Annotated in this window: 16 protein-coding genes; 9 read left to right on the forward strand and 7 right to left on the reverse strand. The window is 61.3% G+C overall.

Annotated features, from left to right (window positions below; genetic code table 11):
- Positions 1 to 249 precede the first annotated feature (249 nt).
- The 3 genes from HNR60_RS16355 (at position 250) to HNR60_RS16365 (ending at position 2,886) form a co-directional block, all read left to right on the forward strand.
- Positions 250 to 2,148 (forward strand): ParB/RepB/Spo0J family partition protein, encoded by a 1,899-nt coding sequence (locus HNR60_RS16355; protein WP_184259361.1) that lies wholly within the window; start codon positions 250 to 252, stop codon positions 2,146 to 2,148.
- Positions 2,149 to 2,221: 73 nt separating this feature from the next.
- Positions 2,222 to 2,614, forward strand: coding sequence for a hypothetical protein (locus HNR60_RS16360; RefSeq protein WP_184259363.1), 393 nt, complete (start codon positions 2,222 to 2,224; stop codon positions 2,612 to 2,614).
- On the forward strand, positions 2,611 to 2,886 hold the full coding sequence (locus HNR60_RS16365) for a hypothetical protein (protein WP_184259365.1): 276 nt from the start codon (positions 2,611 to 2,613) through the stop codon (positions 2,884 to 2,886). The genes HNR60_RS16360 and HNR60_RS16365 overlap by 4 nt, the downstream gene beginning before the upstream one ends.
- 11 nt (positions 2,887 to 2,897) lie before the next feature.
- Here the strand turns inward: HNR60_RS16365 and HNR60_RS16370 are convergent, their stop codons facing one another.
- The 3 genes from HNR60_RS16370 to HNR60_RS16380 are packed head-to-tail and all read right to left on the reverse strand — an operon-like array spanning position 2,898 to position 5,056.
- Entirely contained in the window at positions 2,898 to 3,716 is an 819-nt protein-coding gene (locus HNR60_RS16370; RefSeq protein WP_184259366.1) for a hypothetical protein, read from the reverse strand.
- Between the two features lies 1 nt (position 3,717).
- Positions 3,718 to 4,650, reverse strand: coding sequence for a nucleotidyl transferase AbiEii/AbiGii toxin family protein (locus HNR60_RS16375; protein WP_184259368.1), 933 nt, complete (start codon positions 4,648 to 4,650; stop codon positions 3,718 to 3,720).
- Positions 4,640 to 5,056, reverse strand: a complete 417-nt coding sequence (locus HNR60_RS16380; protein ID WP_184259370.1) for a DUF6088 family protein — start codon at positions 5,054 to 5,056, stop codon at positions 4,640 to 4,642. The genes HNR60_RS16375 and HNR60_RS16380 overlap by 11 nt, the downstream gene beginning before the upstream one ends.
- A gap of 313 nt (positions 5,057 to 5,369) precedes the next feature.
- On the opposite strand from HNR60_RS16380, the gene HNR60_RS16385 reads away from it, so the two are divergent.
- The 4 genes from HNR60_RS16385 (at position 5,370) to HNR60_RS16400 (ending at position 7,954) form a co-directional block, all read left to right on the forward strand.
- Positions 5,370 to 6,134 carry a hypothetical protein gene (locus tag HNR60_RS16385; protein WP_184259372.1) on the forward strand — a complete coding sequence of 255 codons (765 nt, stop codon included), beginning with the start codon at positions 5,370 to 5,372 and terminating at the stop codon, positions 6,132 to 6,134.
- 416 nt (positions 6,135 to 6,550) lie between these two features.
- The gene (locus tag HNR60_RS16390) at positions 6,551 to 6,763 is read left to right on the forward strand and encodes a hypothetical protein (RefSeq protein WP_184259374.1); all 213 of its coding nucleotides are present in this window, start codon (positions 6,551 to 6,553) and stop codon (positions 6,761 to 6,763) included.
- Complete coding sequence (locus HNR60_RS16395; RefSeq protein ID WP_184259376.1) at positions 6,760 to 7,116, forward strand: DUF2958 domain-containing protein; 357 nt, start codon at positions 6,760 to 6,762, stop codon at positions 7,114 to 7,116. Before HNR60_RS16390 ends, HNR60_RS16395 begins: the two co-directional genes overlap by 4 nt.
- A gap of 112 nt (positions 7,117 to 7,228) precedes the next feature.
- On the forward strand, positions 7,229 to 7,954 hold the full coding sequence (locus tag HNR60_RS16400; RefSeq protein WP_184259378.1) for a hypothetical protein: 726 nt from the start codon (positions 7,229 to 7,231) through the stop codon (positions 7,952 to 7,954).
- 8 nt (positions 7,955 to 7,962) lie between these two features.
- Here the strand turns inward: HNR60_RS16400 and HNR60_RS16405 are convergent, their stop codons facing one another.
- Entirely contained in the window at positions 7,963 to 9,495 is a 1,533-nt protein-coding gene (locus HNR60_RS16405) for a type IV secretory system conjugative DNA transfer family protein (RefSeq protein WP_184259380.1), read from the reverse strand.
- Between the two features lie 322 nt (positions 9,496 to 9,817).
- Between HNR60_RS16405 and HNR60_RS16410 the strand changes: the two genes are divergently transcribed.
- Both HNR60_RS16410 and HNR60_RS16415 read left to right on the forward strand, forming a co-directional pair.
- Complete coding sequence (locus HNR60_RS16410) at positions 9,818 to 10,162, forward strand: plasmid mobilization protein (protein ID WP_184259382.1); 345 nt, start codon at positions 9,818 to 9,820, stop codon at positions 10,160 to 10,162.
- Positions 10,159 to 11,634, forward strand: a complete 1,476-nt coding sequence (locus HNR60_RS16415) for a relaxase/mobilization nuclease domain-containing protein (protein ID WP_184259384.1) — start codon at positions 10,159 to 10,161, stop codon at positions 11,632 to 11,634. The genes HNR60_RS16410 and HNR60_RS16415 overlap by 4 nt, the downstream gene beginning before the upstream one ends.
- Before the next feature lie 434 nt (positions 11,635 to 12,068).
- On the opposite strand, the gene HNR60_RS16420 is transcribed toward HNR60_RS16415, so the two are convergent.
- From HNR60_RS16420 to HNR60_RS16430, 3 genes are all read right to left on the reverse strand, one after another.
- On the reverse strand, positions 12,069 to 16,142 hold the full coding sequence (locus tag HNR60_RS16420; RefSeq protein ID WP_184259386.1) for an NACHT domain-containing protein: 4,074 nt from the start codon (positions 16,140 to 16,142) through the stop codon (positions 12,069 to 12,071).
- 847 nt (positions 16,143 to 16,989) lie between these two features.
- Positions 16,990 to 17,808: a sulfotransferase family protein gene (locus HNR60_RS16425; protein ID WP_184259388.1), complete on the reverse strand. Its 819-nt coding sequence runs from the start codon at positions 17,806 to 17,808 to the stop codon at positions 16,990 to 16,992.
- A gap of 93 nt (positions 17,809 to 17,901) precedes the next feature.
- Positions 17,902 to 19,344, reverse strand: coding sequence for a hypothetical protein (locus HNR60_RS16430; protein ID WP_184259390.1), 1,443 nt, complete (start codon positions 19,342 to 19,344; stop codon positions 17,902 to 17,904).
- Between the last annotated feature and the right edge of the window lie 192 nt (positions 19,345 to 19,536).

Raw genomic sequence — 19,536 nt, forward strand, 5'->3', positions numbered from 1 at the left:
ACGCTCCGGACCATACGGCCATTTTCTTTTAGGTAAGGGCTAAGAGGCTCTGCCTCTCGCGCGCGCAAGGCATCCCAACACGACCCGCCGCATCCACCCGTCTCCCGCACGCGGGAGCCCTCGGGCGGAGCCTCGGCGTGTCGCGTTCGGAGCCTCCTTGCGCTTGCTACCTCCGCTCTTCGCCAGAGGGTCAGGGGTTATGCGGGGCGCTTCGCTTCGCAACAACCCCTGACACAACGGAGAACTAAAATGACCAAGAGAAAAAACGAACAAGCCTTCCCCGAAAACGGCAGCGTCCTTTTCATCCCGCTCAACAAGCTCAAAAAATCCCCGCGCAACGCCCGCAAGACGCCGCATCCCAAGGCGGATATCGAAGGACTCGCCGCCAGCATCGCCAGCAACGGCATGCTGCAAGCGCCCGTGGTTGAGCCGGAAGTGACGGAGGGCAAGGCATCCGGCTTCTACCTCGTGACCATCGGCGAAGGCCGCCGTCAGGCGCAGTTGCTTCGCGCCAAGCGCAAGGAGATCGCCAAGTCCGAACCGATCCGTTGCCTCGTCGATACCGAGCATAACGCCCTCGAAATCTCGCTTGCGGAAAACGCTATTCGCTCCGAGATGCATCCCGCCGACCAGTTCGATGCGTTCCTTGAACTGCACCGCGACCACGGATTGAACGCCGAAGACATCGCCGCGCGGTTCGGCGTTACGCCTGCCGTCGTCAAGCAGCGTCTCAAGCTTGCCGTCATCAGCCCGGTGTTGATGAAGGCGTACCGCGACGAGGAGTTGAACCTCGACCAGTTGACAGCCTTCGCCTTCACCGACGATCACGCCAAGCAGGAGCAGGTGTTCGAGGCGCTCGGCGAAGATGCCGACCGCGAGGATATTCTCTCCGCCTTGAACGAGGAGCACCTTCCCGCCACCGACCCGCGCGCGGTGTTCGTCGGCCTCGATGCCTATCAGGCGGCAGGCGGCGCAATCCTCCGCGACCTGTTCGACGATGAGATCGAAGGCTTCCTTACCGATCCCGTGTTGCTGCACCGCCTTGCGGAAGCCAAGCTGCAGGGCATTGCCGATGCGGTGAAGGCCGAGGGCTGGAAATGGGTCGAAATCATGCCTCGCCTCGATCACAGCATGACTTCCGGCATGCGGCGTATCTATGCCGGAGCGCCGACACCATCCGCAGAAGCGCAAGCCCAGATCGATGCGCTTCAGTCGCAATACGACGCGCTTTGCGACGAACGCGGCGAGTCCGAGGAAACCGAGGCCGAGCTAAACCGCCTTGAACAAGAAATCGCCGATCTTGAGGGCGAGGACGTATTCGATCCTGCCGAGGTCAGCCGCGCGGGCGTGATCGTGTCGATCTCGCGCGAGGGCGAGGCCCATATCGCGCGCGGCTATGTCCGCCGTGAAGATGAAGACCGCAAGGCAACGAGGGAGAAGGGGCCGAGGCAGCCGACGGACGGCCCCGCGCCATTGTCCGATAAGCTCATCGCGGAATTGACCGCGCACCGGACGATGGCAATCCGCAACGCGCTGGGGCAGAACCCCGGCGTCGCGCTGGTGGCCGTGGTGCATGCCTTTGCGGGCGTGACCTTCTATTCCCATGCGGATCGTGCCTCCTGCTTGGAGATCAGGGCGATCAGCGCCCATCTCGGTTCGCACGCGCCCGGCGTCGACGAGACCGCCGCCGCGCAGGACATCGAACAGCGCCACGAGAGATGGGCCAAGCATCTGCCGGACGAACCCGGTACTTTGTGGGACTTCGTGCTCGAATTGGAATCCGGCCAGCTCCTTGAACTGCTCGCACATTGCGTGTCGGCTACGGTCGATGCGGTCCGCACGCCGCGCAGCAGCGAGGACGCCAAGCTCGACCATGCCGACCAACTGGCGAGGGCTGTCCATCTCGACATGCGGACGCAATGGACACCCACGGCAGAGAGCTATTTCGGGCGGGTGAGCAAGGAACGCATCCTTGAAGCCGTGCGCGAAGGCGTTTCCAAGGAAGCCGCCGACAACCTCGCCAGCATGAAAAAGCAGGCGATGGCCGAGCAGGCCGAGAAGCGCCTGCAAGGCCGGGGCTGGTTGCCGCCGATCCTGCGCATGCCCGAGCCGGAAACATCGGAGCCCATGGCCATGGCCGCCGAATAGCGGGGTGCCGGAGCCGCCATGGTGGCGGCTCCGGCCTCGCCTTCAATTCACAACAACAAGAAGGAGAAATCCCATGACCAACTACCTTGTTAAATTCATCACTGATGCGGGATCGGCCATTCATGAAGTAGCCGGAGACACGCCCGCCCACGCGCTCACCGCGGCACGAAAGCGCGCCGCGACCGACCCGGACGAATTGTATTTCGAGCCATACACAAGGCAGGACATCGATGAGATCATCGTCATGGACGACAACGGAGACCCCGAATGTACGTGGCAGAGCGATGCTCTACGCCTGCGCCTTGCGGCATCCGACCTATTGATTGCCGCGCGCGAAGTGGTGGCCTCATGGGAAGGCGGCCATCTTGCGGAGGCCGTGCGCAATCTGGCGGCGGCCATCGCGGAAGCAGAGCCGCTTCCCGATGGGGCCGCAGCGGAAGCGCAATCACAGGGGGATGCAGCATGACGGCGGGCAGAAACTCAGGCGATGGGGGCAGCGCCCTCATCGCCATCCGCCGTCCATCGCTGCGCGAGGCGCGCGACGGCGCGGAGATCGTGTTCGTCCGCCTTCACGACCGGCAGCGCGTGAAGATATTCGCCGCAACCTGCTACGAGAGCTGGCAGCAATGGGGCGCTCCCAGAACGCTGCTCTCGCAGAACGTGGAACTGGTCGAGTTGTGGCGGCGCGGAGGCTTGCACGGTTTTTCACCGCGAGCCGAAGCCGGGGACGACGCCTAGCCCCGTCGTCCCTATTGTTGATACCGCAGACGGCGCAAGAAGGCCCGCGCGGTCACGAGGATGATGTGCAGGCGGAATGTGCTGTGATCCTCATCGGACAGGCCGGGATGCGATCCATCTGTATGGAGCATCTTGAATAGCCCGTTGATATAATTCTTCCCGTCTTGAGTCCACTCGTTGCGGTCTTCGGCCAGAAAATTGATCTTGGCGAGCAGTGCGCGGCGGTTCTCCGATGTCAGGTGCGCCGTCTTGTCGGCACCCTCGCAATGCCGCGCGATGTCGTCAAAAAGCCCCTCAAGGAAGGTGCGAAATTGCGCATTCGCCGCCGCCCAGTCGCCCCGCGCATGCGCTTCGATGCCTTGACCGAGATGACCGAGTGGCTCGGAGAAGCCAAAGTGCTTGAGCAATTCATGCACTTCGTCGTCCACCGCAGGCAGCCCAAGTTCCTCGGGCAACGCCACCCGCAATGCCGGGCGATCCCGTTCGTCGAACGAAACCACGTAGCCATCTCGCGCCAGTCCCCGCGCGAATGCGATTTCCGATTCCTGCCCGGGCTCCGGACGCATCAATTGGACGGCTTCACGAATAAACGCCTCCGCCAGCGACATGCTGCCTTCCAGCGTATCGACTTGATCCCCCGGCCGCTGCACGACGATGCGGCCCAGCGTATCGGCTTTCTTCGACACGCTGATGCCGGTGTCGGAGGTGATTTCGTTCTCAAGGCCGAGACGAAGCACCATGTGATTGAATGGCGCGTGGTGCTTCAGGTTCGCATCGAGAAACGCGACGGCGGCAATGATCGTCGGGCGGGTGAAGGGAACGGCGCTCATGTCAGGCCGGACGTTTCTTGAGTTGATCGGCGAGCGCTTGCAGCGCGCCTATCGCAGTGTTGAAATCAGGCCCGCCGCCATAAACCATGTCGCGCTGGAAATTCGCGTAGCCGTCCGCGAACACCTTGTCCTTGGGAATACCCGCGATGGCGCGAAGCGTTTCGCCGAGCGGGTCTTTCTGCCACGCCGGGAATTTGTCGCCGCGCGTTGCGGCATCGGCGAGCATGACCTCGTGCGCCAAGGTGGCGACTTCCGCCGGATCATAGTGTTCGCGGATGGCGTGAAGGTCGTAGATATGCCGCACCAGCGTGGGATCACGGTCTTTCCGCAATCCCGCAAGCTCGGAACCCGCGCGCCACGTCAGCGCCACGAGCTTTTCGGCGGCGGTCTCGAGAACGGACGAACAGGCGATCTTCGGCAATTCCGGTTCGCGGCCATAGGCCTCGGCGATGAACGAGGTCACGGGCATGTCCACGGCCTCGCGCCGCAATGGCCATACCGAGGTTTCTATCTGAATCTCGGGCCGCAGGATGCCCTTGCCTTCGGCAACGGCGGTGTAGGGCAATTGGTACTTGGTATAATGCCCCTTGTACATGGAGACGCGGTGTTGCTCGTTCTCCGGATCAAACGCGAAGCCCGCCGCAAGCAGCGCGTCGGTGATGTCGCCGCGCAGTTTGCGGAGTTCGCCGCGCGATGGGTTCTTCTCGCTGACGATCTTGAGATCGACATCCTCGGACATGCGCCGCGTCAGGCGATGCGCACGGCTCAGCGCCGTGCCGCCGCCGAACACAAGGCGAAACTCGCCCGTATCGACGGCGGCAATCGCGGCCAGCGCCTTGACGACGTACCAATCCTTCTCGACGAGCGCAGGCCCCGGCAGGCCAAAATGCTCCTGGACTTCAAGCAGCTCATCGAGGGTGGGCTTATCGCTCAAGCACCAGCTCCGTGTTGCGGTACCGCAGTTGACGCGAGAAACGACCCTTCACCTTGACGACCGGATTAACCGGCACTTGCGTGGAGCGGCCTTCGTTATAGGCGCGTTCGGCCTCGGTCGGCTCCCATTGCACGCCGAGCTTGTCGAGCGCTTGGCGCGCGACACCGGCAAAGCCGTCGCGGCTATACAGCATAGGCTTGCCGCTGAGGCGTGAGATCGTCGCGCGGCCATACACGCCATAACCGAGGCGCACCAAGCGGCCATCATCCACCAGCTTGCGCAAGGCGCGCAGCACCTGATCTTCGCCGCCAAGCGCTTTGAATTCGCGCGTCAGGAATACGTCATCGCCCTTCTTGCGGGCAATCCGCTGTTCAATCTTCTCACGCAATGTCTGTTTGCGAGGCATGGTGGGCCTCCTTTGCAAAAACCCGACACTCAATATAGGCAAAAACCCGACATCTTTCAATGAAAATCACTGAAATTTCAATATCATAAGACATATCAATCGCTTAGTCTAATCGAGCGTTCCGATCTTAGCACGGGAAGCCATCGGGTTTCTTGCAACATCGCATTCAGCCGCGGCTTGAGACCCGGCTACCGGCCCCGGGCGAACGCTTGCGCCGGGATCGTCTGCAAACGATAATTGGAGGCGGCGCAGCCATTGTAGTGCATCGGCCCGCGCCTCGATTGCTGTTGCATCGATAAATTGTGAGCGCGGCATGTTTTATTCCAAAGAAAGCATGGAAGAGCTCGCGCGAAGCTTTGAGGGACTTGGCAAGCAGAGCACCGATCTGCTTGAGCGCTATCTCACGCTCGATTTGAAGAATGCGCGCGCACGGGAGTTCGCAACACAGGGTTTTCCCCGCAGGCTGCAAACGATGGTTCGCTGCATCAACCACGTCTTCACCCTGATCCCGCCGGAGCGCAACACGGTGCCGACCGGAGACGAACTGGCCGACGCGACAATCCATATTCAATGCTTTGTGTTCAATGTGTTCGGCAGCCTCGACAATCTCGCGTGGATTTGGGTATGCGAGACTGGGCAGAAGCGGTCAGACGCCACTCCGATTAAAGACCGGCAGGTTGGCCTCGGTCCGGGGTTCGATACTGTTCGGGAAACGCTTCCCCAAGGATTGAAGGAACATCTTGAGAGTCTGAAGGGATGGTTCGATCACACTACGAATCTGCGTCATGCGTTGGCGCATCGTATCCCGCTGTACATCCCGCCTTACGTCATCAAGAAGGAAGACGAAGCCGCGTATCATGCGTACCAGACGAACATGGCGGCGGCCATTCACGTCCACGACTTCGCAGAATACGACCGGCTGTCCGCTGAGCAATTGCAGCTCGGCCGGTTCATGCCATGGGTGAAGCACTCCTTCGAAGAGAACGCCCATCCCGTCGTCTTCCATCCCCAGATGCTGGCTGACTTCAACACCGTCGAGGAGCTTGGTCGCAAGATGCTCGATGCGCTTGCAGCATAACGACCGTTCGCGGTCGGGCGCGCGCCTTCGGCTTACGTCCGATAGCGCCCTCGTAAGTCTTGCGCATTGATCCACCCCGAACACCGTTGGCGCATCTGCGTTGGACGCGAATGGGATTGTGGGCCCGTCCGCGATGTCCCCGGCGGGCGGCGCATGAGGGAGCCTTCCCCGTTCCCTTTCAGACGTGCCCGAACAATAGCGGCTTCTTACCGTGGGGGATCACGCCGGAGCGCGCGCCGGATTCAAGGCCGCTCGCTTCCGCGCCGAGGCTTCGCCGTCGGCTTGTGCAGCTCCGCGCCGCCCATGGGGCGGTGCGCTGCGCACAGCCTTTGAACCCGCCGCTCATCCGCTCCGGCCAGTTGACCCCACGAAGCCGCACATCGTGTGCGGTCTCGAACAACTGAAAGGAAAACATCATGAGCAAGAAACCAAAACTCATCGCCTACACCGTCAAGGAACGCGGCAACGGCCAATCGGCAATCTGGACCCGCATCGGTGCCGCCTGGCCGCATGCCAACGGCAGCACGGGGTTCTCCATCGAACTCCAGGCCTTTCCAGTCGATGGCCGCCTCGTCCTGATCGAACCGAAGGCGGGCGAAGAAACCGCCGAGAACGGAGGCGCTGCATGAAGCTCCTCACAGATGCGCAACGCGCGCAACTGCTCGAAAACGGCCGCCGTCAGGCGGCCGTTAAGGGCACCTCGGCGGAAATTGACTTCAAGCCGGTCGTTAAACTGTTCAACCCGTGCGGAGGCGGGACTTGGCTGCTCACCGAGATCGATCCGGACGACGAAACCGTCGCGTGGGGCTTGTGCGACCTCGGCATGGGCTTTCCGGAATTCGGCACCGTCAGCCTGACGGAGCTTGTCGAATATCGGGGGCCGCTTGCGCTCGGCATCGAACGCGATCTCTACTTCGAAGCGGAGAAGCCGATCTCGGCGTATTGCGACGAAGCCGCAGAGCGAGGATACGTCAAGGCATGACCGCAGCCACGCACCGCGCCGGTTAACCCGGCGCGGTGCGTTTGCGTTCGTTCGACTTCGTTGTCTCCGAAACGGATAACATGACGCGTAAAATGGTGCCGCGAGGTGCACCATGATCCGCGTCAAGACGGCCCCGGCTTTCCGGCCCGTTGTCCTCAACGTCAAGCCGCAACAGGCCGTGGTGAGCGTCAGGCCGCGCAGGATCACGACCCGCCCCGTGACCATCCGCCAACCGGCGACTGCCACACGCATAGCGGTACGTGCGCCGCGCGTCGCACCGTCCCGCATGGCGGCGTCTCCCATGTTCGGCGATGCGACGCCGGAGGTCCGGATCAACCCTTATGTGGAATTTTCAGGACGTTTCACCGTCGCGGGCGGCATCGAAATCACCTACCGCGACTTGGACACGCGCTTCCTGCGAAAATTCCTGCACTTTCTTCTTTGGGCGACCTGCACCGCCGCCACCGGATGGTGGCTGTTTGAACGCTCGCAATTTACGCCGGTCTGGCAATGGGGCCTGTTCGCAGCGGTCGCCATCACGTTGGGCTACCTGTTGTCTCGCCCCAAAGAGATCGCCCGCACCATCGAAATCCGCGCCGACTGCATGATCCTCGATGGGGCCGACGTGTTCTGGCTCGACCGCATGGAGCTGGGCTGGCCGCAGTTCCTCCCCGATCAGGACAACAACCTCGTGCTGCAGGGCGTCTATGGAACGCGCTTCGTCGAATTCTTCACCGTTCGCCGCTTCGATGAACGCGACCGTGGCCCGGAAGTGCTGCAGGCCCATTTGCAAGGGGCGATGCGGCAGCTCTGGGCGTTCCCCAACCGCGACACCTGACCGGGAAACTATTCGGCATCCGCCAGCACGCGCGCGCGCAGCGCTGCCACGTCATGATGTTCAAGGCGGATGACCGCCGCCGGCGGCCGCCCATCCAGCATCAGGAGTTGCGCAAAACTCTCGCGGTGAAACGATGTGCGCAGCTCGAACGGCAGGATCAGGTTCTCGGTGCGCCGCGCAATGTAGTCGAGCGTCGCTTGATCCGCATTGGAGAAGCACTGGACCACCGAGGCGTTGCCGATAAATGTCTCCCAGCTCGCCGGGTAGTGACGGCGCAATTGCGTAATGTCCTGCAACACCGCCCACAGCTTCACGCCGAAGCCGGGAAAATACGCCGCCGCCGATTCCATCAATTGCATGTGGCCCAGAACCGGGAATTCTTCGAGCAAGAAGAGGATGGGCGTCTTGCCGACCGGCCATGTTCCCCGCCGCTCCAGCGTCGTGCAGGCCTGCCGGATGATCATGCGAAGCCAGCGGAAATGCGTTTCCATCCGCCCGGCGGGAAGACAGAGATAGATCGTGGTTGGCCGGTCACCCGCCAGCGCCTCAAGCTGAAAGTCGCTGGAGCGCGAAATCGCCCGCATCGGCAGGCTGTCGAGGAAATCTGTCTGCGCCGCCGCCGTCGAGAAGATGCTCCCCCGTTCATTGACCGGCGTGTTGGCAAACCGCTTGCCGATGGCGCAGAGAATCCCGCCAAACGCGTCGGTCTTCGCCGCCATCGCCATGGTCAATGTCTCCACCGCCGCGAGGCGTTCAATCTCCGCCTCGCTGTGGCGCCGCCGCTTGGCGCGGTGTTGCGCGTTGGCGCGCGCGGTCCTCACCGCGTCCAGCAGAGCCGGATGGGTCAGGGTGAGCAGTTGCCGTACGGCAATCAGATTGCGTTCGGCTTCGGGCAGCGTCAGCGCGAACAGGATCAACCCTTTCAGGAGTTCGCGCGAGCTGTCGTTCCAGTGGCGCGAACTGGCATTTGGATCTTCCACGATGATCGCCTGCGTGATCTCGGCCACGTCATCGATGATCGTCATCGAGGCCGGGTCGAGCTCCGCCATCAGATTGAACGACGCCGTTTTTAATCCCGATTGTCCGAACGGGTCGAGCACATGCACTCTGTGCCCGCAGGCCCGGCGGACCTCCGCCGTCTTCTTGGCCAGTTCGCCCTTGGGATCGAGCACCAGCATCGAGCCGGGATAGAGGTAGAGATTGGGCTCCAGCACCGTTGAGGTCTTGCCCGCCCGCGCGCCCGCAATCGTCACCAGCGGCCGGTCATCCATGTAGCCAATCGGTTGCCCGGCAATCTTCCCGAGTATGATTTGTCCGGGCTGGTAGGCGAATTCGAACAAGTCGCTGGGCCGCATCCAGTGATTGACCGGCGGGCGCTGCGGCACCGCGCGCGGCAGCAGCACTCCACGCGGCAAGGACGTGTCGTAGAGTTTGCGCGCATGCTGATCGAGCGCGGGCAAACCGAGGTGGGCCACTGGGCGCACCAGCGGCAATGGCGAAGCCCATTTCTCGCGCTCGCTCTTCTCAAACCATCCAAACATGGCCGTGCTCCCGCATCAGGTGCGCAAGAGCATCATCGCAGATCAAGGGCAGCGCATGTCAGGCGTGACGCTGCACGATGCCGAATGAGGAACGACGACGAACGCGAACGCGCGAGGAAACAGGCGAAGCAAATGGAATGGTGCATGACGGGTGAAATTGGTTGGCGGGGTGAATCTATTGTTGGGTGAAAGTTGGAAATGATAAATTGGGGGAAAGGGAAGCGAGATGTCTTTTGGCTAGGCCAAAAGAAAGCACTCGTATAAGGGCCGGATTATCTGTCCCTTATATATCCCCGGACGCTTGCGCTCTGCGGTAAATAAAATGGGAAGGCCGGTAAAAAATAATCCGCGCGATCGGCAATTGAATTTCAGCCTGACCGCGGAGGAACTTGCCACGCTGCAAGCCCGCGCGGACGCCGTCGGCATGCGCCTGGTGGATTACGGCCGCGGTGTTTTATTGAAGACCCGGCGTTCTGCAAGCAGTGCAAACAATTCGGTCCGGCCACCGTCGAAGCTGGAGCGGCTCAACAATATTCAGCTTCGCCGTGTCGGGAACAATCTCAATCAGCTCGTCCATTGGCATCACCGCTACCGCCAGCCGCTGCCCGCACGGCTGGAGCCGTTACTGGCGGAAATCCGCCAACTCATTCAGCAGGCCGGACCGTGATCATCCGGATTCTGTCGGGAAAATCGTTCAAGGGACTGGGGGAGTACCTCGTTAACGACCCCAAACGCGTCGGTTGGACCGAGACACGCAACCTCGCCAATGACGGTCACATGCCCTCCGTGATCAGTGAAATGTACGGCACCTATCTGGATGCCGAACTCCTGAAGGAGGAAGCCGGCATTCGGGGCGGTGGCCGCCCGCTTGAGAAATCCGTGAAACACATCTCGCTCAACTGGAGCCCGGACGAGCACCCGACCCGCGAGCAGATCGCCGAGGCCGCCGATGATTTCCTTAAGCACATGAAGTGGGACGAGCATCAGGTCGCCTTGGTCTCGCATAACGACAAGCCGCACGCGCATGTCCACCTCATGATCAACGCGGTCCATCCCGAGACCGGCATGAAGCTCGACGATTTTTTGGAGAGGAGGCGAGCGCAGCAATGGGCGCTCGACTATGAGCGCGAGAACGGGAACATTCTCTGCCAGCAACGCCTGCTCGATGCCGACGAACGGGAGCCATCGCCTACCCGCGAAACCTGGCTCAAATTGAAGGAGTCGGAGAAGGAACATGGAGAGGCGGAGCAGGCCCGCCGCCGTTACGACCCCGACTACATGAACAAGGAGGAAAACCGCAAGACCATCGAAAGCAACGAGTGGGAAATCCTCAAGGACTATCAGCGTGAACGGCGTGAAGCGTTCTTTGCGGAAGGAAAGGAAGTCTTCCGCGAGCGTCGCAACGAAATCTTCCAAGCGGTCCGTGAGGAGTTCAAACCCGAGTGGCGCGAGTATTTCGCCGCCAAGAAAGACGGCATGGATGAGGAACGTCTGTCGGACATGAAGACAGACATTCTTGCACGCCAGAACGCGGCACTTGATGAACGCCGCTCATGTGGTTTGGGGAGCTTACGGGAGCATCGTGACGACGAGTATGCCCTGATCCTTTCCGGCCAAAAGGAGATGCGCGACGAGTTGAGAGACCGCCAGGCGCAGGGATTGCGTTCGCCTGATCTGCTTTACCTCAATCACGACCCGGACATTGTGCTGGAGCGTTATAGACAAGAGGCCCAGGAAGAGACGGTCCGTGCGGATGACGTCAGAAGTGACTTCCGGCAGAGCGCAGAGGAGGTCTGCGGGCGGGAGGATACGCAGGGCGATGAGCACGCGCCCTTCGCTACCTTCGCGGAAAATCCCCGCGTTCGTGGCGGGGTAGATGCGTTCGGAGATCTCGGCATGGGGGCGATCGGCGGGCTTGCCACCATCGGCGAGCGGTTGTTCGACGGCTTCCTCGGGAGCCCGACGCCGCAGCGCGAGTCCGCCAAGCCGGCACCCGAGCCATCCCAGGAACGCCCCCGCGAGAATCCGTTCCTTCGGGTTGCTGATGCCGCCCGAAAGAACGCCGAGGCGATGGAGGAGCAGCAGCGCAATCGCGCTTACTGGGAAGACCGGGGCCGCGACCGAGGGCGATGGGACTGAAACGGGATTTGGGCCCAAAGGGGTGTCGCTCAAGTCCCACGAAAGCCAAATACCCCGATACCGTCGTGTGCGTCGCGCTGGCAGAAGTCTCTTGGACCGAAAGATCAGAAGCCCGCTCCGAAGTGCTCTGGTCGACGCCCAAGCGGACCTGCTTCGGCAGTTTGCCGTCCGGCTGGCCGCCGTCGAGATTTCGACGCCGCCGCCGGCGCGCGATGCCGCGATCCAGGCGATCCTGCGCGACCGGGATGCTGCGCTCTATGTATTGGCGGCGACCATGGCCGAGGAGCGGCGGGCGCACCGACTATCCGGAACAGGCCCTGACCCTGACCAGCGTCCTTGCGCCCCTGGGGCAATTCGGCTTGAGCCGAAGAGGCCGCGTTGGCCGGCGTTACAATCGAAGAGTCTGGCCTTCGAGCTGCAAACAAATTTGCGTGCTAGTCGCGCACTATATTGCGGTCGACGAAACTCGTCTTGCCTCGATGCCGGATGAAGAGTGTGCGTTCAGTTACGCGCCCGCCGCCGTCCATGAGTCCAGCAATAAACTTCATTTGAAACCCAAGAATAATCAGCGCGAGGTTATTCTCCTTCAAGAACCGATTCATATAATCCGCGCGGCAAATGAGAGCGGCGGGTTCCTCCGACCACCACCGTGGGTCCTGAACTTGGACCTGGCCATACGAGTCTTGCCAACCACCACGGTGATCCCACTGAAGGTTGCTTGCTTGCACCAGCGCCGTGGAGGGCGTTAGGAGCGTCTTTGATTCGCCAATTTGACTGTAGTCACGTTCCCATTCCCTGCCGCGTAGCTGGCGTAGTGCAAGATGATGAAAGGTAACACCACTATCTTCGCCACCGAAGGTGATTGGATCTTCCGAACGGTGTGTATAGGGCCACCGGCGCGGGTATTCGCCGAGATAGCCGCGGTAATCGTGCGGTCCGTGATTAAAATGATCGAGAGGGGCTTTGGCGAACGCCTTCGCCACTTTCTTGGTATCCGCGGCATCGCATGTTGCCGCGCGTACGCTTCGGGTCACATGGCGGTAGGTGTTGTAACGTCGGGAACCTGTCCGCTTCCCGTTCCAAGATTCATCCATATCGAGAATATGCCAAACCGCGCCCTCTGGATCGGTCAGTTCTAATGCCTGAGCTATATCCGTGAGATCGTCCTCACCGACCCAACCGGCGTCCTCTGCTGGGATATCGCGTCCGCGAAACACATAGGGGGCGGGCTTCAGCCAAGTATCATCGCTGGTCGGCGGAGGCAAGAATTGGCGGATGTCGGTCGGATCGATATCGCGCAGGTTGAGGCCCTGTAGCTCGGCCGAAGGCGGAAGGGTCGCGGACCAGGTCTTCCGGTCGGCATGATCGGCCATTTGACCCACGAGCTGGCGTAAAAATATCCAGTAATACTTCTTTCCGAGACGTTCGGCCCAGCCCGGCTTCCCACGGCCGCCGCCAAATTCGCTCAGCAGAGCACGATCAAAATGAGCGCATTGATCGCTGGGCCCGGGATAACCGAACTCTACGGCCTCCTTAAGAAACCACCGAAAGACCCCTAGTTTGTCCAGCCCGGCTTTCTCGATATCGAAGGCGCTTGTCACGCGCGGCTCGACAACGTAGCGCGCGAAGTCCGTCCCTGTGGCGAGGCCAATCTTCTGCACGAGGCTCATCTGAGGAAAGCGTTCTCGATCTTCGGCATAGGCTCTTACGCTTTCCTCGGAGGGAAGCGCGATCGGCCAAGCGCTTCTGTAGGGCGGACGATACAGCGTTGCATCCACCCCGTCAGGTGCAACGCCTCGCTCAGCGGACAATTCGATGATAAGCCGCCCGTGATCACGCAAGCTTGCATTACGCGGCGGATTGCCCTCCGCGAAGTAGAAGTCATAAACGACACTGGCCGCATCGCGGAGGTCAGGCACTTCCTCATTGAGAAGCAGCGCGCCATAGGCGGCTACAAGAACGCGCTCGATGATATACTCATCATCGCTCGCCAAAAAACGCTGCAGCAGAGGGGCGATGCAGCCCGGTCGTGCACGAAAGATGCTCACCATGGCCATAGTAGCTTGATCACGGATACGGCGGTCTGGTGACGCGCAAAACCAGGCGAGCATGATGGCCCAAAGCGCCCCGACGGCATCGGGAAGATTGTTGAGATTGCCGCGGCGCGCGGTTTCGATGAGCCGGTGTACGCCACTCCTAGGACGCACCGTATCACTCCAGCCCGAGAACGAATCTTCTAACCGATAGGCCCAGAACGGATCGCGCGCGAGCAAGGGGGCGCCTCTGAGCATTCGATCCAGAAATCGCGCATTCAGAGGATGATCAGGCCTGGCGGCAACGCCAAGCAGGACTTCGAATATTGCCGCAACGGTCTGGCTCGAACTTAGCCCTTCGCGAACAAGCTGCACGGTGCGATCCACAACAAATTGCGGGTCCCGCCATTGTAGACCAGCAATGAACGGGCTCCACAAAAGAGCCTGCTCAACACCCTCCAGAGCATCTATGAGTTCGACCCCGTGCGCTTCGGGCAATTGGATCGAAAGCGCTTCCAGCACCCCGGCATTGGCCCCGACCGCATCATTGCTTGCGGCGAGGAAATGAAGCGTGCCTCCGGGAGAAAACGCAGCTGGCACGTTTGTGATTCCAGCCAATAGATTTTCTGCAATGAGATGGTCACCGATACGCTCGAAAGTGAAACGGACGGAATACGAAGCTTCGGCGCCAAGGCCCAAGCCCGGATGTTCGATGATCGAAACAAGCGATTCCGATTCGAGTACTGCGAAGAGTGATTGCGATTGGGTAGCCGAAGGTCCGTCGACCAACGACCGCACATCCGCTAGCGGCAGCGTTCTGCTGCCAGCCGCCGCCATTGTTCCGGCAATGCGTAGCATGACGTCGTTCACCCGATTCTCACGATGGTCGTAATCGCAAGCCACCGCGGCACGTTCATTCTTGGCGCGGAGCAGCAGATTGATAATTGCACGGATACCCTCACGGCCCGCCGGAATGGCTTGGGTGTCGCTGTCACGCAGGGCTTCGCATAGCAAGCGCAGGAAGAGCGGGTTGGCGAACTCTTCCTGTAAGAGAGGCTCTGCCGGTACACCAAGTCCATAATGCTGAAAGAACGCGAACAACGCCTCATATTCCCGACCGAGAAACCCATTATGCTCGATGGTAGGAATATCGAGCCCGGGTGGCATCACTTCGCGCACATAGATTTCACGGCAGCTCACGCACAGCTTGAGAAACGGTCGGCGCTTGATCTGTTCAAGCATTGGCGGCAGCCAGCTTTGCCACTTCCGGCGATCGGGCTGAGTCTCATTTAGGGCATCGATAAAAATGATCAGCGGAAATCCTGTGGATTCACCGGCCGCGTTCAATGCGTCAAGGACGGCATCGCGGCCAAGTCCATTTCCGAGCCCGAGCTTTGCAATGGCTGTTTGCCAAGGGTCATTCCCCGTTACGTCCTCGCCAAACAGCACAAGCGACAGGAGACCGGACGCGTGACGTCGAACCGCAGCGTCGAGAATACCGTGGGTTTTACCGATGCCGGCTTCGCCGCGCAGCAGCATGCCGGTTGCGGCTGGAAGTTGGCCTTCGGGTTGATTGGCAAGAACCTCAACTTCACGAAGGAGTACCAGGAGGTCCCGCAAATGATCGAGCGGTGCCATCGGGAAATCGGCCATGTATTCCGCACTCCATTGGCGGAATCCAGGACTGTCCGCATCTTCTCCATGTTTTGCGAGAAGAGCTTCTTTGACCTTAGGTTCTAGTGCAGTGCCGCGCGCAAGAGACAGCCGGACGGCGTCCCGGAATGCGGGAAGCGTCAATAGCTGAGGATTCTCACTTGCGCCGCTTAGACTTTGCTCCAGCGGTTCAGCTGCCTCAAGAACTGCCTTGGCTTCATCCGTCAGTTCTTTGGGCGAACTGCTAAGAGCTTCAATCTTGCCTTCTGCGGTCTTGCGCCACCAATCAAGCTTGTCGGCGTAATTGTTGGCAAGCTGCTCTATCTTCTTGGTCCAAAGTTCGGATTTTCCAAACGCTTGCAGGGCCTCGTCCAGAGGCGTCGCGACGGTCAATTCGGGGCTGTAACGCGGTCCTGCCTGCGCCTTCGCTTCGGTAAGCCTCTCGGCGAACCAGCCCGGGGTCAAGGCCTCCTGATCGAACCAGTAGCGTTCAAGGCCACCAGTTGTATCGGCAGCCGCCAAGCGTCCGAGCAGTTCGCTTTCATCCCAGATGTCAAATTCGATTGTCCGCCCTCCGGCAGCAAGTTCCAAATTCCATTCCGTAATCCATTCGGAGATTTTCTCGTGCTGTCCGCTTTTGGGCTTTCCGGCCTTGGCGCCAGTCTTGGCAGTGAGGTTAAATGGGAGACAAATCGTGTAGCTCGTGAGGCTGGGATAATTTGCCGCCGCCTGCCGCACAGACTCTGTCAGCTGGGTCTTCTGCTTCGCGCCGAGTGTATCGAAGAACTTGGCCTGAAGCCCCCAAACCTCGCCCGTCAGCATTGTCCAAAATGCCTCGACCCCGCCATCGCCGCCATCTCCGCGCACGCGCCGGTACCGGCTATTGCCAGTGACTTCCGGAGCGCGCCGAAACAGTTGGCAGCAAAACTCCTCGAACGCGCCACGCACTCCCGTCGTGTCGAGCCGCAAGTCAGCCATTCGTGGTGTTGTATTGGGCATGCGGTGGCGAGTAGCTAGGAATTTCCAGGACTGAATAAGGATCTGATACCGGCGGCACCAGCGCGCAACCGGATTTCCGCATTGGAGGCATCCGATCGGAAAACGATGGCGATGATGGTATACCGAATCAGAACACTAACAGGCTTTTTGGTTTGTGGGATGCCAAACAAGAAAGCGCCGATATGGGCTTGGTCGGAAGGACAAAATGGTTGTGTTGTTTTAGCTCGTGGTCGTGAAGCACGAAGACAGGGAAAAGGTCCTATTTCGCTGTCACTTCGGGGGCAGCAGCCAATGCTCCCAGAGGATTCCGGTATTGAACGTACGAGGGGGGATGTAGCGCTCCGCGGATTATGAAGGGCTATCAAGTCCACGCCTGCGCCGCCTGCGGGCTATTGATGGGACTTTCGCTTCGTCCGGCCGGGATGCATTGGCCCCCCACGAATGTCTGAATTCTTCGAAGACAGCACGGACCTCCGGGGGTGGTGAGAGGCATATAGTTCGATACGTGTCCAAGAAGGCCCACCATCGGCCATAGATCGATCGGCAGCCGCAACGCCAGCCTGTAACGCCGTCAAACGTCCTCGCTCCTGCCGAAACGTGCGGCGGAGCCACACCGCGTGGGCATCGCCTTGGCGACCCAACGACCGAGCCGAACGGCGGCGACCGGCGATCAGGCGTAGCCGTACAGCTGCAGTGCCGCTTTGGCGTGGTTTGTCCAGTTCTCCGCTTCCTCCTCCGACATGTAGTTCTTGTACGATCCGATGGCGTCGCCGGAGATCTTGCTGGTGATCCGCGAATGCGCGGCAACGTGGTCGTAGCGGGTGTCGCGTCGGGTTTCCTCCAGCATCTCGGGCTCGAAATCGAACTCGAGAAATTTGCAGAGCCGCTCGCACCACGGCCTCGGATCGGTGGCGAAGTCCTCGTAGCGCAGGAAGAAATAGTTGGGGTCGCCCTGCATGGCCTGGCTCAGCTTGAGGTTGGTGTTCTGCCAATTTCGGGCGTGAAATTCCTTCAGAACGCGTTCGTCGACCCAGCCGAGCCGCAACACCGAGGCGCCGGAATCCCGCACATCGCGCACGATATGAATGACTTTGGGATTGGCCTTGAACATGCCGTTGGCCTGCAGCAGCGGAAAAAGCGGCAAGTCGTTCGGAGATTTGTCGCCGGCCAGCGTCTTGCCGGCCCGTTGCGCCAGCAACCCGTACAGCTCGGCGAACAGCTCGCCGAGGTCGTCGCTGCCGTTGAGGATCAGCGCCTTGGCCTCGGCGCGCGACATGTAGCGGCCCAGGCTGTCGTCGAACAGCGACGTGTTGGGGATCAGGTCCGCCAGCAGCGCACGTCGTACCCCCGCATCCCGGACCCGCTGGTAGATGTAGTTGGCCGGCACGATGAAATCGGTTTCCGCCGGAACGATCAGCTTGGAATGGGCGGACAACACCTGGGCCAGAAGCGTGGTGCCTGATCTGGCCGATCCGAAGATGAAGAACATGTTCAATTCCTGTGAACGGGAGTCGATCCTAGAAGCACTGCGACCGCCGTTCAACGGCTGTCGGCCGATGGTCGTCGGAGCGCGCGCGGCGTCTCACTCCGGCGTCAGCGCGACGATCGAGGCTTGGCGGGTCCAGCCGAATTGCGCAGAGACGCACACCAGCGCGCGGTCGCTGCAGCCGTCCGTTGCCCGATACCTGGCACGGGCGGGATTGGCGGACGGCATCGCCAGATGTGAGACGTAGCTGCCAAGGTCGACCTGGCCGACCAGGCCGCGCGCGCTGATCTCATCGGCGAGCGCTGCCGCAACCCGCCCGGTTGCCACCTGATTGACGGCGACCAAGGCGTTGAGCAGCACGAACGTCGCCACGGTGGCGGCGATCAGCCGGGTCGACACCGCGGTTTGGACCAGCTGGACGTAGTAGAACGGCAAGATCAGCAACAGATAGCGCTGCGACGGCCGGCTGATCGAGAGGCACAGCACGAACAGCAGGATGGCCGCCGACACCGCATGGCGCCGGCTCAGCATCGCGCTGCGGGGATCGATCAAACTGATCAGAAACAGCGCGCAGCAACCTGCCAGGGCGCCGCGGCCGAATTCGGGACTGATCCAGCGGTCGAACGGACCGAACGACATTTCGCCGTTGGCCGCCAGCAGCCAATAGCCGGCGGCAAAAGCCGCGCCGAGCCCCACCGCCGACGCCACGGTTCGCGACCATGACCACGGCAGCAGCGCCCGGGTGAATGAAAGCGGCGCCGCCAGGATCGCGAGGTAGCCGCCATACTGCGTGAGATTGGACAGCATCAAAGACAGCGCCGGCGCGTGGGCGATTTGAAACGCCGGCGGCGTCAGCCAGAAGCCGAACCGGGCGTGCACCGCGGCATTGTAGATCAGCAGCGCGACGGCGCTCAGCATGGTGGTAGCGCCCAGCCAGACCGCACGCGATCCGAGGCTCTGCGGCCGGGGGCTGAGAGCCACCAGCGGCAGCAGCAGAACGGCATGATATTTGGCGATCACGGCCAACGCGAACAGCACGACGCCGCCAAGCCTCGCGGCCGCTGCGGGGTGCCAGAGCAGGGCGATGGCGCACATGGCCGCCGCCGCCGGAAAGAAATCCGCGGTGCCGCGACCGGAGAACGTCCATACCAAGGGATTGAGCAGCAACAGCAGCGCGAGCGCAATCGTCCGCGCGCGGCCGAGGCCTGAGGAAAGCGCCGGCAACGCCAGCGCCACCAGCGCCACGCCGAGAATGGAAAGCAGCCGGCAGCCGAGATCGACGGAGATCCCGAGGATCTTGGCGACGCCGGCGCCCAGCGCCGGGACCACCAGGCTGTTGGCTTCGACCTCGAAGTAGCGCTCGGCCAGCGCTCGATCACCAGTGGCGACGAAGTTGGCCGCGGCGTTAAAGGCCCATTCGAAATTGACGAACGGCAATTGCAGCAACGCCAGATGGCAGGCGATCACCATCGCCGCGATCGCAGCGACGTCGCCAAGGCCATGGCGGTGGTGGGGGCCGCTGTCGGAAGGAATTCGCATGGTGAGGATGACACTCTCCGCTGTCGGCCGAGAAGGACTGCGCCGGTCATGGTGGGATCGAGGCGACGAGGCCGCGACAGAACGATCGCGCGGCCTGGGACGTAGCGCTGCCAAGCCGGCGTGCCGCTGTCAACCGACGATCGGGCTTCCGCGATGCCATGCACGACAGCATCGGGAGGCGGCGGCCGGCGC

This window comes from Rhodopseudomonas rhenobacensis, assembly GCF_014203125.1.
Lineage (GTDB): Bacteria > Pseudomonadota > Alphaproteobacteria > Rhizobiales > Xanthobacteraceae > Rhodopseudomonas_A > Rhodopseudomonas_A rhenobacensis.